14 protein-coding genes are annotated in these 14904 nt (G+C 72.2%); 5 read left to right on the top strand and 9 right to left on the bottom strand.

Annotated elements, in window-relative coordinates; all coding sequences use genetic code 11:
- Positions 1-201: 201 nt before the first annotated feature.
- A complete protein-coding gene (locus ABZ490_RS26030) occupies positions 202-1266 on the bottom strand; it encodes a hypothetical protein (protein ID WP_358994425.1) in 1065 nt (354 codons plus the stop codon).
- 69 nt (positions 1267-1335) lie between these two features.
- Positions 1336-2028, bottom strand: coding sequence for a TetR/AcrR family transcriptional regulator (locus tag ABZ490_RS26025; protein ID WP_358994421.1), 693 nt, complete (start codon positions 2026-2028; stop codon positions 1336-1338).
- A gap of 173 nt (positions 2029-2201) precedes the next feature.
- Between ABZ490_RS26025 and ABZ490_RS26020 the strand changes: the two genes are divergently transcribed.
- Both ABZ490_RS26020 and ABZ490_RS26015 read left to right on the top strand, forming a co-directional pair.
- On the top strand, positions 2202-3701 hold the full coding sequence (locus tag ABZ490_RS26020) for an APC family permease (protein WP_358994417.1): 1500 nt from the start codon (positions 2202-2204) through the stop codon (positions 3699-3701).
- 59 nt (positions 3702-3760) lie between these two features.
- Entirely contained in the window at positions 3761-5428 is a 1668-nt protein-coding gene (locus ABZ490_RS26015; RefSeq protein ID WP_358994414.1) for an amidohydrolase, read from the top strand.
- 6 nt (positions 5429-5434) lie between these two features.
- Here the strand turns inward: ABZ490_RS26015 and ABZ490_RS26010 are convergent, their stop codons facing one another.
- The 4 genes from ABZ490_RS26010 to ABZ490_RS25995 are packed head-to-tail and all read right to left on the bottom strand — an operon-like array spanning position 5435 to position 10933.
- Entirely contained in the window at positions 5435-7816 is a 2382-nt protein-coding gene (locus ABZ490_RS26010) for a bifunctional salicylyl-CoA 5-hydroxylase/oxidoreductase (protein WP_358994411.1), read from the bottom strand.
- Between the two features lie 11 nt (positions 7817-7827).
- Positions 7828-9504, bottom strand: coding sequence for an AMP-binding protein (locus ABZ490_RS26005; RefSeq protein WP_358994408.1), 1677 nt, complete (start codon positions 9502-9504; stop codon positions 7828-7830).
- Between the two features lie 41 nt (positions 9505-9545).
- Entirely contained in the window at positions 9546-10454 is a 909-nt protein-coding gene (locus tag ABZ490_RS26000) for an acyl-CoA thioesterase domain-containing protein (RefSeq protein WP_358994406.1), read from the bottom strand.
- Positions 10451-10933 (bottom strand): cupin domain-containing protein, encoded by a 483-nt coding sequence (locus ABZ490_RS25995; protein ID WP_055635202.1) that lies wholly within the window; start codon positions 10931-10933, stop codon positions 10451-10453. The genes ABZ490_RS26000 and ABZ490_RS25995 overlap by 4 nt, the downstream gene beginning before the upstream one ends.
- A 160-nt stretch (positions 10934-11093) precedes the next feature.
- Here ABZ490_RS25995 and ABZ490_RS25990 point away from each other — a divergent pair, with 160 nt between their 5' ends.
- The 3 genes from ABZ490_RS25990 to ABZ490_RS25980 are packed head-to-tail and all read left to right on the top strand — an operon-like array spanning position 11094 to position 13262.
- A complete protein-coding gene (locus ABZ490_RS25990; protein ID WP_358994402.1) occupies positions 11094-11513 on the top strand; it encodes a RidA family protein in 420 nt (139 codons plus the stop codon).
- An 8-nt stretch (positions 11514-11521) separates the two neighbouring features.
- On the top strand, positions 11522-12403 hold the full coding sequence (locus ABZ490_RS25985) for a fumarylacetoacetate hydrolase family protein (RefSeq protein WP_358994399.1): 882 nt from the start codon (positions 11522-11524) through the stop codon (positions 12401-12403).
- A gap of 10 nt (positions 12404-12413) precedes the next feature.
- Complete coding sequence (locus tag ABZ490_RS25980; protein ID WP_358994397.1) at positions 12414-13262, top strand: PaaX family transcriptional regulator C-terminal domain-containing protein; 849 nt, start codon at positions 12414-12416, stop codon at positions 13260-13262.
- Here ABZ490_RS25980 and ABZ490_RS25975 read toward each other — a convergent pair.
- The 3 genes from ABZ490_RS25975 to ABZ490_RS25965 all read right to left on the bottom strand — a co-directional run.
- Entirely contained in the window at positions 13252-13941 is a 690-nt protein-coding gene (locus ABZ490_RS25975) for a M24 family metallopeptidase (protein ID WP_358994394.1), read from the bottom strand. The genes ABZ490_RS25980 and ABZ490_RS25975 overlap by 11 nt on opposite strands.
- On the bottom strand, positions 13931-14485 hold the full coding sequence (locus tag ABZ490_RS25970) for a zinc ribbon domain-containing protein (RefSeq protein ID WP_358994392.1): 555 nt from the start codon (positions 14483-14485) through the stop codon (positions 13931-13933). Before ABZ490_RS25970 ends, ABZ490_RS25975 begins: the two co-directional genes overlap by 11 nt.
- Positions 14388-14904: transposase (locus tag ABZ490_RS25965; RefSeq protein WP_358994389.1), on the bottom strand; the 517-nt coding region annotated here is incomplete at its 5' end. The genes ABZ490_RS25965 and ABZ490_RS25970, both read right to left, overlap by 98 nt.

Raw genomic sequence — 14904 nt, 5'->3', positions numbered from 1 at the left:
AGGCGGACGCCCGAGCAGGGCGACGAGCGCCCCTGAGCACCCCCGTCCAGCGGGCGGCGCACGGCTCCGGCGCGGCGGCCGTCCGGCGCTTCGCCGACGTGCATGCGCCTGGGGCGGCCACCAGAACAGCAGCGGGTGGCCCTGCTGCCGAACCAGGGGTACGAGAAGGCGTCGTCGCCCGTTCATGTGATCCGGCGACGCCTACGGCGCCCCGTGGTCGGCGCCGTCCACGCGCAGGTGGAGATGGGCGAACCGAGGAGCCAGTTCGGTCACCGCGTCCCCCGGTAGCGCGCCGAGCGAGAGGCGTTCGAGCTGGGGCAGGATCGGGGAGTCCGCGAGGACCGAGAGGAGTTCGTGCGGGGTGGTGTCGAACTCGGCCCGGGTGAGGTCGAGTTCCCTCAGGTGGGGGAACTGGGAGGCGTCGAGTTCGTCGAGCTGGTCGATCGAGCAGGAGCAGCCGAAGACGTCGGTGCCGATGTCGATCGTCAACGACTCCAGGCCGGGCGTCGGTCCGAGGCCGAAGAGGGAGCCGTCGGAGATCACGGAACCGCGGGTGCGCAGTCGGGTCAGCGTCTCGTGCCGCACGGAGTGGAAGAGGAACGCGCCTTCGAGTTCGAGGGTGCGCAGGGCGGGCAGCGCGTCCCAGAAGTCGGTCTGGACCAGTCCTCGTCCCTGGAAGTCCAGGGGGTTGATCGGGCTGCCGGTCGACGATGCGCCGTCCTCGAACAGGTACTGGAAGTCGTAGCCGAAGTACAGGCGCTCCAGCCGGGGGCGCTCCCGGGCGCCGAGCGCGACCGCGGCGTGTTCGGCGGAGCGGTGGTAGTCGGTGAGGTGCAGCGCGAGCGTACGGAGGCGGCGGGCGGCCGGGTGGGAGAGCAGGGCGTCGATGAGTGCGCCCTCCCCCTGCTCGGGGTCGGCCGGGTCGGCGGGGGTGGTGTGCGGGAGGTCGGCCAGGAGCCGTTCCACCAGGGCGCGGCGGTGCGGCCGGGTGTCCTCGGCCGGCCGGAAGGACGCCTCGTCGAGGAAGCCGCGCGTCCAGGTGAAGCGCCAGGAGCCGTCGCCGCGCAGCCCCTCCAGTCCCAGCCGCCGCTCCACCTCCGCGTAGGCGGCGGCCAGTCGGGCCCGGTCCCCGTCGCCGGTCTCGCACAGGTGCTCCAGCCGGATCGCCTCCCCGCGCGGATCACCGGCCGCGGTCAGGGCCTCCGCGTGAGCGAGCCACGCGTCCCATCCGTCCGTCTCCGGCTCCGCGATGTCGAAAAGGGGCACGTCGTCTCCCGGTCCTGGCGCCACGCTGTGATCACGCCGACTCTATTGCGGGCCACCGACAGCGGGGGATCAGGCCCCCGGCGCACGGGCCGTCAGGGCCTCCAGGAGGAGGTCGACGGCCTGCTCGAAGGAGCTGTCCCCCAGGGTCTGCAGTTCCTGGCGGACGGTCGTCAGGGCGGGGTGGGCGGCCGGGTCCAGGCCCTGGTAGACCTCGCTCCAGGCCCGGTGGTCGGCCTCGCGCTGACCGCGCGGGAGGGCCAGGAACGCGGCGTCCATGGCCGCGTGGCCGAGCACGGTGTCGATGAAGGTCAGATAGAGGCGGGTCGCGTCGGCGGGGCCGAAGCCCGCGGAGAGCAGCAGGCCGATACCGGTCTCGACGGCGCGGATCTCGTTCGCGCGCCGGGTCACCCGGTACGAGGCGAAGGCCGCCGCGCGGGGATGGGCGAGATACCCGGCGCGGACCCGGCGGGCCATCTCGCGCAGGGCGGCCACCCAGTCCTCGCCGGGCACGAACCCCTCCATGGCGTCGCCGATGATCCGGTCCGCGATGGCCAGCACCAGGTCGTCGGTGTCGTGGAAGTACCGGTAGAGGGCGGTCGGGTCACAGCCGAGGGCCGTGCCCAGCCGCCGGACGCTCAGCGCCTCGGGGCCGTGCTCGCCGATCAGCCGCAGCGCGGTCTCCACGATCAGCTCCTCCGACAGCAGCACCCCCGAGCGGGTGGGACGGCGGCGTCGGCGTTCCTGCGGGACACGGGTGGTCATGGCGGGGCTCCTCGGGACGTCGGCCGGCCGGTCGGGACCGCGTACCGGCAGTGAAAGGGGCCGTACGCCTTATGTCAACGGCATTGACGCAATACGAACGCCCGGTGTTCCATCACAGTCCCGCGCGGCACTTCCCCCGGCCCTTCCCGTCCCTTTTCTGCGAGGAGCCCTCCATGCCGTCCACTCCCCCGCCCTCCTCTCCCCCGCGGCTGCGCCGCTCGCTCGGTGTCGTCGACGGTGTCGCCATCGCCGCCTCCAGCACCGCCGCCACGACCAGCATCGGGATCGGCATGGGCACGATCGCCACGATCGTGGGTCTCCACGCCCCGGCGCTGCTGCTGCTGGCCTTCCTGCCGGTGCTCGGCATCGCCACCGCCTACGCCCGCCTCAACCGCTCCGAACCCAACTGCGGCAACGGATACACCTGGGTCGGCAAGACCCTCGGTCCGTGGCCGGGCTTCCTGACCGGCTGGGTCACCCTGGTCGGCTCGATCGTCTTCTGCGCCTACACCAGCGCGGTCATGGGCTCGGTGGTCCTGATCTTCGCCAACCGGGCCGGCCTGCACACCCTCGCCGGCATCGCCCTGGATCCGACGTCCACCGGCATCAGCACCGCCGTGGGGCTGCTGCTCCTGGTCGCCTTCACCGCGCTGGCCGTCACCGGGACGCGCAGCACCACCCGCTTCCAGTTCATCCTGCTGATCTTCGAGTACGCGGTCCTGCTGGGCTTCTGCGGCTGGGCCCTGGCCACCGGCGACCAGTCCTTCTCGCTGTCCTGGTTCAACCCCTTCGCCATCTCCTCCGGCACCGCCTTCGCCCAGGGGCTGGTGCTCGCGGTGTTCTTCTTCTGGGGCTGGGACGCGGCGTTCAGCGTCAACGAGGAGACCAAGGACCCCGACGACGCCGCCCGCGGCGGGATGATCGCGCTGTTCGCGATGCTCGGCCTGTTCCTCTTCGCCTCGGTCGCCTTCCAGCGGGAGATGAGCCTGACCGAGCTGGTCCGCAACGGACCGCAGGCCCTGCCGTACCTCGGACAGAAGCTGGCCGGGGAGCCCTGGGCCACCCTGCCGCTGGTCGCCCTGATGTTCTCGGCCGCCGCCTCCGTGCAGTCCACCCTGATCCCCACCGCGCGCGGACTGCTCGCGATGGGCCGGGACCGGACGATGGGATCGGTGTGGACCCGGGTGCACCCGCGGTACGGCACCCCCGCCGCCGGGACGGTCGTGGTGCTGGCGATCTCCACCGTGATCGCGCTGCTGGCGGTCGCCATCCCCCGGCTGAGCGACATGCTGCTGGCCGCCGTCAACGCCATCGGGCTGCTCGTCGCCCTCTACTACGGTCTCACCGCGCTCGCCTGCGCCGTCCGCTTCCGCTCCGCCCTCCGTGAGGGGCTGCGGTCCGCGCTGTTCGCCGTGTGGGTGCCCGCCGTGTCCAGCCTGGTGCTGCTGGGGCTCGGCTGCTACCTCGGCTACTCGTATCTGACCATGAGCGACCACTTCGAACTGAGCCCGGACAACGGGTGGTTCATGTTCTCCCTGCCCGCCGCCATCGTCCTCGCCGGCCTCGGTATGGCCGCGGTCGCCAAGTACGTCCGCCGGTCGACGTACTTCGCCACCGGGCGCGGCACCGACGCCGAGGCGCTCACGCTGCCCATGGACGGCGCGGCGGTCTGAGACCCCGCCCGTCCCCACCCGCTGCCATCCCCCAACCGTCTCCAGGGAGTTCGTCCCCCATGTCGCAGTTCCAGGCCGAGGGCCCCGCCGATCTCGTCCTCACCGGCGGGCCCGTCCACACCGTCGATCCCGCGCGCAGCCGGGCCACCGCCGTGGCCGTGCGCGGCGGGCGGATCACCGCCGTGGGCCATGACGAGGTGCACGCGCTGATCGGTCCCGGCACCGAGGTCGTCGACCTCGCCGGGAAGCTGCTGCTGCCCGGCTTCCAGGACGCCCATGTGCATCCGCAGGGCGCGGGCCTGGAACTCGGCCAGTGCCACCTGGCCGACACCGTCGACCCCGCCGAGTATCTGCGGCGGATCCGGGAGTACGCCGACCGCACCCCGGACGCCGAGTGGATCACCGGCGGCGGCTGGTCCCTGGAGGCGTTCCCCGGCGGCGCCCCGACCGCGGCGGCGCTCGACGCGATCGTCCCCGACCGGCCGGTGTTCCTGCCCAACCGGGACCACCACGGCGCCTGGGTGAACAGCGTGGCCCTGGAGCGCGCCGGGATCGACGCCCGTACCCCCGACCCCGCCGACGGCCGGATCGAGCGGGACGCCGACGGCAACCCGACCGGGATGCTCCAGGAAGGAGCCGTCCATCTCGTGGGCCGGCTGGTGCCCGACCCCACCGCCGAGGAGCAGCTGGCCGCGCTGCTGCGGGCCCAGGCCGTGCTGCACGCGCACGGGGTCACCGCCTGGCAGGACGCGATCGTCGGCGCGTACGCCAACCTGACCGATCCGGCGCCCTCGTACCGCACGGCCCGGGAACGGGGTCTGCTCACCGCCCGGGTGGTGGGCGCGCTGTGGTGGGACCGGGAGCGCGGGGCCGAGCAGATCCCCGAACTCGTCGCGCGGCGAGAGGAGTTGAGCGGCGGACGGTTCCGGGCCGGCGCGGTGAAGATCATGCAGGACGGCATCGCCGAGAACCACACCGCCGCGATGCTGGACCCGTATCTCACGGGCTGCGGCTGTGCGTCCGGCGGCAGCGGCATCAGCTTCGTGGAACCCGGGGACCTGAAGAAGTACGTCACGGAGCTCGACGCGCTCGGTTTCCAGGTGCACTTCCACGCCCTCGGGGACCGCGCGGTGCGCGAGGCGCTGGACGCGGTGGAGGCCGCCCGCGGCGCCAACGGCTTCCGCGACACCCGCCATCACCTGGCGCATCTCCAGGTCGTCCACCCGGACGACGTCCGCCGCTTCCGGCCGCTCGGCGCGACCGCGAACCTCCAGATGCTGTGGGCCGCCCACGAGCCGCAGATGGACGAGCTGACCCTGCCGTTCCTGGGCCCCGAACGCGGCGCCCGGCAGTACCCGTTCGGCGATCTGCTGCGGGCGGGGGCGACGCTCGCTGCGGGCAGCGACTGGCCGGTGAGCAGCCCCGACCCGCTCCAGGCCGTCCATGTCGCCGTCAACCGGGTCTCCCCCGACGCCCCCGAGGGCACCCCGGAGTTCCTGCCCGGACAGCGCCTCGACCTCGGCGCCGCCCTCGCCGCGTACACGGCGGGCAGCGCCCATGTGAACGGCCTCGACGACCTCACCGGCAGCATCGCCGTCGGCAAGGCGGCCGACCTCGTCGTCCTGGACCGGGACCCGTTCACGGGCCCGCCCGAGGAGATCGCGCGCACCCGGGTGCTGGAGACCTTCGTGGACGGGCGGCGGGTGCACGCGGCACCCGACGCCTGATCCGGCTCAGGGGACCGGGGCCGGTTCGCGCGAGGGGGTCCAGCGCAGATGGACGCCCTGGCCGTCGGGGTCGGCCCGCAGCAGCGACAGCCGGGGGCGTACGGCGTCGGTGCGCGCGGACGGCGGCCTGCGGCGGCCGGCCGCGAACGGCTGCGGCCAGTCGGCGCCCGGCCCCCGGTACTCCTGCTCGGCCGCCGCGTGCAGCGTCCAGTGCGGGTCGTACAGATGGGTGCGTCCCACGGCGCACAGGTCGGCGCGGCCCGCGAGCAGGATCGAGTTGACGTCGTCGTAGGAGGCGATGGCGCCGACCGCGATCACGGCCGTACCGGTGGCGGCGGCGACCTCGTGCCTGATGCGGTCGGCGAACGGGGTCTGGTAGGAACGGCCGAACGCGGGCCGCTCGTCCTTGGTGACCTGGCCGGAGGAGACGTCGATGGCGTCCGCTCCGTGCGCGATGAAGGCGCGGGCGATCTCCACGGCGTCGTGCTCGGTGGTGCCGTCGGGCACCCAGTCGCTGGCGGAGATGCGCACGATCACCGGACGGTCGGCCGGCCACGCGGCGCGCACGGCGTCGAACACCTCCAGCGGGAAGCGCAGCCGGTTCTCCAGCGGGCCGCCGTACGCGTCGGTGCGGCGGTTGGCGACCGGGGAGAGGAAGGAGGACAGCAAGTAGCCGTGGGCGCAGTGGAGTTCGAGCAGGTCGAAGCCCGCCTCGGCGCCCCTGCGGGCGGCGGCGACGAAGTCCGCGACGATCCCGTCCAGGTCGGCGCGGGTGAGTTCGCGGGGCACCGGGGACCCCTCGCCGTACGGCAGCGGGGACGGGCCGACCGTCTCCCAGTTGCCCTCGGGCAGCGGGGCGTCCATGCCCTCCCACATCAGCCGGGTGGAGCCCTTGCGGCCGGAGTGGCCGAGCTGGAGGCCGATGCGGGCGGTACTGCGTTCATGGACGTACGACACGATCCGCGCCCAGGACGCGCGCTGTGCGTCGTTCCACAGGCCGGTGCAGCCGGGGGTGATGCGGGCCTCGGGCGAGACGCAGACCATCTCCGTCATGACCAGTCCCGCGCCGCCCATCGCCTTGGAACCGAGGTGGACGAGATGGAAGTCGCCGGGTACGCCGTCCACGGCGGAGTACATGTCCATCGGGGAGACGACGACCCGGTTCTTCAGCTCCAGCTGCCCGAGCCGGTAGGGCTGGAACATCGCCGGGGCGGTGGTGTCGAGCCCCTGGGCGCGGGCGAAGGCGGTGTCCACCCGGTCGGCGAACTCCTGGTCCCGGGTGCGCAGATTGTCGTAGGTGATGCGGCGGGAGCGGGTGAGGAGGTTGAAGCAGAACTGGGTGGACTCCTGGTGGACGTACATGCCGATGTTCTCGAACCACTCCAGGGACGCCTGCGCGGCGCGCTGGGTGGACTCCACGACGGGCCGCCGCTCGGTCTCGTACGCCGTCAGCGCGGCCTCGGTGCCGGGGTGTTCGTGGAGGCAGGCGGCGAGGGCGAGGGCGTCCTCCATGGCCAGTTTGGTGCCCGAGCCGATGGAGAAGTGCGCGGTGTGGGCGGCGTCGCCGATCAGGACCAGGTTGCCGTGGTGCCAGCGTTCGTTGCGCACGGTGGTGAAGTTCAGCCACTTGGAGTTGTTGGCGAACACCTGATGGCCGTCGAGGGCGTCGGCGAACAGCTCCCGGACGCGGGCCACCGACACCTCGTCGGAGACGCCCGGCGGGAAGGCGGTGTCCTCGGTGGCGTCGAAGCCGGCCCGCCGCCAGACGTCCTCGTGCATCTCGACGATGAAGGTGGAGCCGGTGGCGGAGTAGGGGTAGCCGTGGACCTGCATGACGCCCCACTCCGTCTGCTCGACGAAGAACTGGAAGGCCTCGAAGACCCGGTCCGTGCCGAGCCACATGTATTTGTTGGGGCGGATGTCCAGGGAGGGCCGGAAGACGTCCGCGTGGGCGGCCCGTACGGCGGAGTTGACGCCGTCGGCGCCCACCACCAGGTCGTGGGAGGCGCGCAGGCGGTCGGTGTCGGGGGCGGGGGTCGAGAAGTGGAGGGTGACGCCGAGGGCGCGGCAGCGTTCCTGGAGGAGGCGCAGGAGTTCCTTGCGGCTCATGGCGGCGAAGCCCTGGCCGCCCACGGTGTGGCTCTCGCCCCGGTGGTGGATGTCGATGTCGGTCCAGCGGGCGAAGCGGCGGGACATGGCGTCGGCGATCTCGGTGTCGGCGTTCCCGATGCCGCCGAGGGTCTCGTCGGAGAAGACGACGCCGAAGCCGAAGGTGTCGTCGGGGGCGTTGCGTTCCCAGACGGTGATGTCGTGGGCGGGGTCGAGCTGTTTCATCAGAGCCGCGAGGTAGAGACCTCCCGGGCCACCGCCGATGATCGCGATTTTCAAGGGAGTTCCTCTCACCTCTCGTCGGCCTGTTCGGCCTCGACGATCCTGCGGAGTGCGAACCGCTGGAGTTTTCCACTGGTGTTGCGCGGCAGTACGTCGTGGAAGCGCACGTCACGCGGGTACTTGTAGGGCGCGAGGACCCCTTTGACGTGGTCCTGGATCTCCTTGACCTTCGCCTCGTCGCCCTCGACGCCCTCCCGGAGCACGACGAACGCGCAGACGACCGAGCCGCGTTCGGGATCGGGCCGGGCCACGACCGCCGATTCGACGACGTCCGGGTGGGTGTCGATGGCGGCCTCCACCTCGGGGCCGCCGATGTTGTAGCCGGAGGAGACGATCATGCTGTCGCTGCGGGCGTGGTAGTGGAAGTAGCCGTCCTCGTCGCGGTGGAAGACGTCCCCGGTGATGTTCCAGCCGTCCAGGACGTAGTCCTGCTGGCGGGGGTCGTCGAGATAGCGGCAGCCGACGGGGCCGATCACCCCGAGCCGGCCCGGTTCGCCGGGGCCGAGTTCCGTGCCGTCCACGTCGAGGACGGCGGCCCGGTAGCCGGGGACGGCGCGGCCGGTGGCGCCGGGGCGGATGTCGTCGCCCGCGGCGGAGATGAAGATGTGCAGCAGTTCGGTGGCGCCGATGCCGTCGACGACCTTCAGACCGATGCGGCGGTGCAGGTCGTCCCAGGTGGTGCGCGGGATGTGCTCGCCCGCCGAGACGCCGACGCGCAGTCCGGCGAGGTCGCTCTCCGCTCCCTCGCGCAGGATGGCCCGGTAGGCGGTGGGCGCGGTCGCGAGGACGGTGACGCCGTGCTCGCGCACGAGGTGGGCGAGCTGGAGCGGGGTGGCGGACTCGGTGAGCAGGGCGCAGGCGCCGGCCCGCAGCGGGAAGACGACCAGCATGCCGAGGCCGAAGGTGAAGGCGAGGGGCGCGGTGCAGGCGACCAGGTCGTCGGGGACCAGGCCGAGGGTGTGGCGGCCGAAGGTGTTGTCGATGGACAGGATGTCCCGGTGGAAATGCATGGTGATCTTGGGGACGCCGGTGGACCCGGAGGTCGGGCCGAGCAGCGCCACGTCGTCGGCGGCCGTGTCCACGGCGGTGAACACGCCGGACTTGGCGGCGGCCCGGGCGAGGAGGTCCCCGGGGCCGGTGCCGCCGTACTCCACGACGGTCAGCGAGGGCAGCACGGTGTCGCGCAGGGCGTGCACGTCCTCGGCGAAGCGGTGGTCCACCAGGGCGATGGCGGGGCGCGTGCGTTCGGCGACCGGGGTGAGTTCGCGGACGCGCAGGGCGGCCATGGTGGTGACGACGACCCCGCCGGCCTTGAGGACACCGAGCCAGCAGGCCACCGTCCAGGGGGTGTTGGGCGAGCGGAGCAGGACGCGTCCGCCGGGTATCAGGCCGAGGTCCTCGGTGAGGACCTGGGCGACCTGGTCGGCGCGGGTGCGCAGTTCGCCGTACGTCCACAGCTCTCCGGCCGGGGTGCGCAGGGCCGGGCGGTCGGGGCCGTACCGGGCGAGGGGTGCGTCGATCAGCTCGGTGGCCGCGTTGAGGCGGTCCGGGTAGGCCAGTTCCGGGGTGGTGAACTCGATCGCGGGCCACTGGTGCACGGGCGGCAGATGGTCGCGGGTGAAGGTGTCGACGTGCGCCGAGGGTGCGAGACCGAGGGGTCTGGGAGGTGGGAAGGGAGGGGTCAACGGACGTGTTCCTTCCGGGATCCCGCCGGGGACGGGGCGGGTCAGGCGGGGCGGATCATGCCCTCCTGGACCACGGTGGCCAGGTGGCGGTGGTCGCGGGTGAAGAAGCGGCCCGTGCCGAGACCGCGGCCCGCGTCGGCGGCGGCCGCCTCCTGGACGTAGAGGAGCCAGTCGTCCATCGGGGCCGGGCGGTGGAACCACATCGCGTGGTCGAGGCTCGCGGTGACCAGCCCGGGGAGCGACCAGGGCAGGTCGAGGACCCGCAGGACGGGTTCGAGGATCGTGTAGTCGCAGACGTACGCCAGGGCGGCCAGGTCCCGCTGGGCGTCGGTGAGTCCGTCGACGGGGCGCAGCGGGTCGTACGGCTTGATCCAGACGGCCTGGTGGGGCAGGCGGTCCCCTTCGACGGTGAGGTAGACCGGGCCGGGGACGTGCCGCATGTCGAAGCCGCGGCCGCCGGACCAGTAGCTCCTGACCTCCTCGGACAGGGGCGCGTCGGGGTGCCGGGCGAGGTACGCGGCCGAGGTGGGCAGGTCCTCGGGGCCGGGCACCTGCCCGTCCTCGGCGAGGGTGGCCTGGAAGGTCGAACCCGCCTCGCCCGCGGCGAAGTTGGCGAGGCAGACATAGAGCGGCTTGCCGTTCTGGTAGCCGCGCACCTGGCGGGTGCTGTAGCCGCGGCCGTCGCGCAGCACCTCCACCTCGTAGCGGACCTCGGCGCCGATGTCGGCCGGGCGCAGGAAGTAACTGTGCATCGAGTGCAGGGACTTGCCGTCGGTGACCGACCGCATGGCGGCGGCGGCCGCCTGGGCGACCAGGTCGCCGCCGTAGGCCTTGGGCCAGGGGCAGGGCTGGGTGACGGCGGTGAAGGCGAGGTCGAAGTGCTCGGGCTCGGCGGGCTTCAGGGTGACGGCGGCGGTGAAGACGGCCGACGTCGGCTCCGGGCCGGTCATCGGTCCAGCCAGTCGCGCAGCTCGGCGTCGGCGATGTCGGGCAGGTTGACGACGATGTTCTCCGGGGTGCGGGTGGTCATCCAGGTCAGCGGCTTGGTGCGGGAGAGGTTGCACTCGACGTGCGGCATGAAGGGCGGCACGAAGACCCAGTCGCCCTCCTCCATGTCGACGTAGTCCTCGAACTTCTCACCGAAGTAGATCCGCGCCCGGCCGGACAGGACGTAGCCGCCGGTCTCGGCCTCGCCGTGGTGGTGGGAGACGGAGCGGTAGCCGGGCTCGTTGCTGACCTTGCCGAACCACAGGCGGGTGGCGGGGGTGTGCTGGATGCTCACGCCGGAGACCCGGACGGCGCCGCCCGAGTCGGCGGTGTCCGCGTTCTCCAGTCCGCCGCGGGTGACGACAGGGGCGACGATGCCGCTGGGCAGGCGGTACATCGCGTTGTCGCCCTCCAGCCGGTACTTGCTGAGGTCGGGCTCCATGGCACGGGCTCCGTTCGGTCGGGGCGGTCGGGTCCGGGATCCGATGTCTCGTATTTTTCACCGTCGTCAATTAAAGTCAATACATGCGGTCCGGTCGCGGACCGTGTCCGCCCGTCCGCCCCTGCCAGCCCCTGTCAGCACCCGACGCTCCGGAGGCCGTATGCCCCCCGTCCCCGTGAACCCGGACTCCCTCCCCCGCCCCCGCGGCTACTCGCACGGCACACTGGCGGGGAACACGCTGTACCTGGGCGGACAGACCGCGCTGGACGCCGAGATGAAGATCGTTCCGGGCGGTGTGGTGGAGCAGTTCCGGCAGGCGTTCGGCAATCTGCTCACCACCCTGCGGGCGGCGGGCGGTGAGCCCGGGGACCTGGTCAGCGTGACGCTGTACCTCACCGACATCCCCGACTACCAGGCGCACGGCAAGGAGATCGGCACGGTCTGGCGCGAGCTCGCCGGGCCGGTCTACCCGGCGATGGCCGGCATCGGCTGCACCGCGCTGTGGCAGCCCGAGGCGGTGATCGAGATCCTCGGGGTCGCCGTCATCCCGGACGACCGGCTCGTCGCCCCGCGGCCGTAGGGGCCGGCATGCGACTCGCCTCCTTCACCCTGGACGGCGTACGGCGGGCCGGCGCCGTGCACCTGCCCGAGCGGACGGTCACCCTGCTGCCTGCGGAGATCGGCACGGTGGACGACCTCGTGCGCGGCGGCCCCGAGGCCCTCGACGCGGCCCGCGCGGCACACGGCGAGACCCTGGAGCTGTCCCGGGTCCGCCTGGAATCGCCGCTGCGGCGCTTCCGCCGCGACATCCTGTGCACCGGCTGGAACTACCTCGACCACTTCGAGGAGTCACGCGGAAAGCGCGAGGGCCAGGACCCGGTGAGCCTGCCCGAGCACCCGACGTTCTTCACCAAGGGCCCCGACACCGTCATCGGCCCGTACGACCCCATCGCCTACGACCCCGGCCTCTCCGCGCAATGGGACTACGAGGCCGAGATCGCCCTCGTCATCGGCCGCGACGGACGCTCCGTCCCCGAGGAGAAGGCACTGGACCACGTCTTCGGCTACCTCGTCGCCAACGACGTCTCCCAGCGCGACCTCCAGCGGGCCCACGGCGGCCAGTGGCTCAAGGGCAAGAGCATCGACGCCACCATGCCCCTGGGCCCCTGGCTCACCACCGCCGACGAGATCGACGACCTCACCGCCCTGCGCGTGCAGTGCGAGGTCAACGGCCGCCTCCTCCAGGACGCGACCAGCGGCGAGATGGCCTTCCCCGTCCCCCGCCTCATCGCCGAACTCAGCCACGGCATGACCCTGCGCGCCGGGGACGTCGTCCTCACCGGCACCCCCAGCGGTATCGGCAGCGCACGCGAACCCCAGATCTTCCTCGGCCACGGCGACACCGTCGTCACCCGCGTCAGCGGACTCGGCGAACTGCGCAACACCGTCACGCGCACCCGGCTGACCTAGGGTGCCGGGAATGACCGCGCAGACGACCCCGGCGAGCGCCCCGGCAGGCGCACGCGAGTCCCGCCACGCGCCGCTCATCCTCACGCTGTTCGGGCTCTACGCCCGGGACGGGCACGGCTGGCTGTCGGTCGCCTCGCTGATCGCCCTGATGGCGGACCTCGGGGTGGAGAGCCGGGCCGTACGGTCCTCCGTCTCCCGGATGAAACGCCGCGAGGTGCTGCGCGCCGAGCGGCTGGAGGGCGTCGCCGGGTACGCTCCGGCCGACGCGACCCGCCAGACGCTCGCCGAGGGGGATGTGCGCATCTTCCGGCGGACCCGGGCCTCCCGCGAGGACGGCTGGGTGCTGGTGGTGTTCTCCGTGCCCGAGTCCGAGCGCGAGAAACGGCACGAGCTGCGCACGGTCCTGACCCGGCTCGGCTTCGGCACGGCGGCCTCGGGGGTGTGGGTCGCCCCCGGAAACCTGGCGGCCGAGACCCGGCGCACCCTGGAACGCCACGGACTGTCCGCGTACGTCGACCTGTTCACCGGTGACCACGTCGCCTTCGGGGACCCGCGGGAGAAGATCCGCTCCTGGTGGGACCTCGACGAACTCACCGGGCTGTACACGGACTTCCTGCGCCGCCACGGCCCCGTCCTGGACGCGGCGCCGGAGCGCGCGCCTGAGCCCCTGGAGGCGTTCCGGACCTATGTGCCGATGCTGACCCAGTGGCGACGGCTGCCCTACCGGGACCCCGGCCTCCCCCTCGACCTGCTGCCGCCTGACTGGAAGGGGGTGGCCGCCGCCGAGCTGTTCGAGCGGCTCCACGCCCGGCTGGGCCCCGCCGCCGCGCGCCACGCGGCCTCGGTGGTCAGAGCGTGAGCAGTTCCTCGTAGAACCCGCCGAACTCCCGCTCCCGGTCGATGAGATGGATCTCCAGGATCCAGTGGCAGGTGCGGCCCGCCTTGTCGGTGCGGCGCAGCGGGGTGTCGTTGGCGGGGGTGATGTACGACTCGACGTCCGCGCCGTCGATCCACTCGTGCGGGAACTCGCCGACCAGATGACCGGCGTGCCAGCCGCCCAGCTCCCAGCCCGCCTCGGCGGCCAGCCGCTCGACCTCGGTGTACAGCCGCTTGCCCGTGATGTCGGGGTCGCCCTCGAAGAAGCGGCGGCCGGCGGCGAAGACCTTCGGCAGGTCGTCGCGCAGCCGGTGCTTGACGGGGTCGTCGCCGAGGACGAAGGTCCGCCCGAAGTCGGCCTCGTACTCCTCGAAGATCGGCCCGAAGTCGGCGAACACGACGTCGTCCGCGCCGATCGGCCGGTCCGGCGGGTTCTCCTTGTACGGCAGCAGCGTGTTCGGGCCCGAGCGCACGATCCGCTTGTGCCAGTGCCGGGTCGTGCCGAACAGCTCGTTCGCCAGGTCACGGATCCGGTCGCTGACCGCCCGCTCCCCCTGGCCCGGCGCGACGAGCCCGCGCTCGTCGATCTCCGCGAAGAGCCGCACGGCCTTCGCCTGGGCGTCCAGGAGCCGCGCGGCGCGGGTGGCTTCGTCATCCGTCATATCCGGGAGGGTACAAGTCCACGGTGATGCCGACGATCTCGGCGACGCCGCCCGGTCCCCCGCCGGGGGCCGCCGCGTCGTCGTGCGGCTGGGGCCACTGCGGGCTGCCGAAACCGGAGGACGTCCTAGTCAACGACCCGGGACTAAAGTCCCGGGCTTGCGCCCCGCGTCGCCACAACTCTTCCGCCCGCCGGCGGATGTTGCGGGAGCTGTTGCGGTCCGCGTGATCAACGAATCCACAGGACCGGCACGCGAACCAGGCCTGGGAGACCCGGTTCGCTCTGTCGATGTGGCCGCACTCGGCGCAGGTGCGGGAGGTGTACGCCGCATCGACATACACCACCGGCACCCCGGCCTTCTTCGCCTTGTACGCGATGAACGCCCCCAGCTGGGCAAAGCTCCAGCTGGAGTGGGTGGCCCGTTGGGGCTTGCGAAGCCGTACCCGTTCACGGATGCCCGTCAGTTCTTCCAGGGCGATTCCGCGTCCGGTGCTCCCCCACTGCCTCAAAGGCGTGGGAGGTACCCCCAGCCTCGGCCACCACATGCTTCGCGATCTTGTGGTTGATGTCCTTCGCCCGCCGCGCTTCCGTGCGCCTGCGCTTCTTCAAACGGCGCTTGGCGGACGGGGTGTTCTCCTTCTGCAGCTTGGTGCGCAGGGTGCGTTCACGCAACCGTCCCCGGTTCAGGGCGCGCCCGGCCATGATCTGACCGTCGCTCGTGGTGGCGATGTTCACGATCCCCAGGTCGATACCGAGAAAGGCCACCGGGTCGGTGTTCAGGGGTGCTTCGGGGATCTCGCAGGTGGCCTGCAGAAACCACATGCCGTCCCGCGCGACGAGGTCGGATTCGCCCTTGCGGTACAGCGCCGGGCGGGCCAACTGCTCCGGGGAGGCGGTGAACGCCACCCCCTTCACCCGCCCCGACAGCGTCCAGATGGAGACCGTCCGCTCGCTGATCTGCCAG

The organism is Streptomyces sp. NPDC005811, assembly GCF_040630405.1.
In the GTDB taxonomy this organism is placed as follows: domain Bacteria; phylum Actinomycetota; class Actinomycetes; order Streptomycetales; family Streptomycetaceae; genus Streptomyces.
The sequence above is the reverse complement of the archived record's forward strand: the minus strand, read 5'-3'. Positions and strand labels throughout refer to the sequence as shown.

Coding starts and splice junctions, on each gene's coding strand:
- ABZ490_RS25995 (WP_055635202.1), bottom strand. CDS start 10,933: ATGGAGCCCGACCTCAGCAAGTACCGGCTGGAGGGCGACAACGCGATG.
- ABZ490_RS25985 (WP_358994399.1), top strand. CDS start 11,522: ATGCGACTCGCCTCCTTCACCCTGGACGGCGTACGGCGGGCCGGCGCC.
- ABZ490_RS26020 (WP_358994417.1), top strand. CDS start 2,202: ATGCCGTCCACTCCCCCGCCCTCCTCTCCCCCGCGGCTGCGCCGCTCG.
- ABZ490_RS26025 (WP_358994421.1), bottom strand. CDS start 2,028: ATGACCACCCGTGTCCCGCAGGAACGCCGACGCCGCCGTCCCACCCGC.
- ABZ490_RS25990 (WP_358994402.1), top strand. CDS start 11,094: ATGCCCCCCGTCCCCGTGAACCCGGACTCCCTCCCCCGCCCCCGCGGC.
- ABZ490_RS25975 (WP_358994394.1), bottom strand. CDS start 13,941: ATGACGGATGACGAAGCCACCCGCGCCGCGCGGCTCCTGGACGCCCAG.
- ABZ490_RS25980 (WP_358994397.1), top strand. CDS start 12,414: ATGACCGCGCAGACGACCCCGGCGAGCGCCCCGGCAGGCGCACGCGAG.
- ABZ490_RS26015 (WP_358994414.1), top strand. CDS start 3,761: ATGTCGCAGTTCCAGGCCGAGGGCCCCGCCGATCTCGTCCTCACCGGC.
- ABZ490_RS26000 (WP_358994406.1), bottom strand. CDS start 10,454: ATGACCGGCCCGGAGCCGACGTCGGCCGTCTTCACCGCCGCCGTCACC.
- ABZ490_RS25970 (WP_358994392.1), bottom strand. CDS start 14,485: ATGTGGTGGCCGAGGCTGGGGGTACCTCCCACGCCTTTGAGGCAGTGG.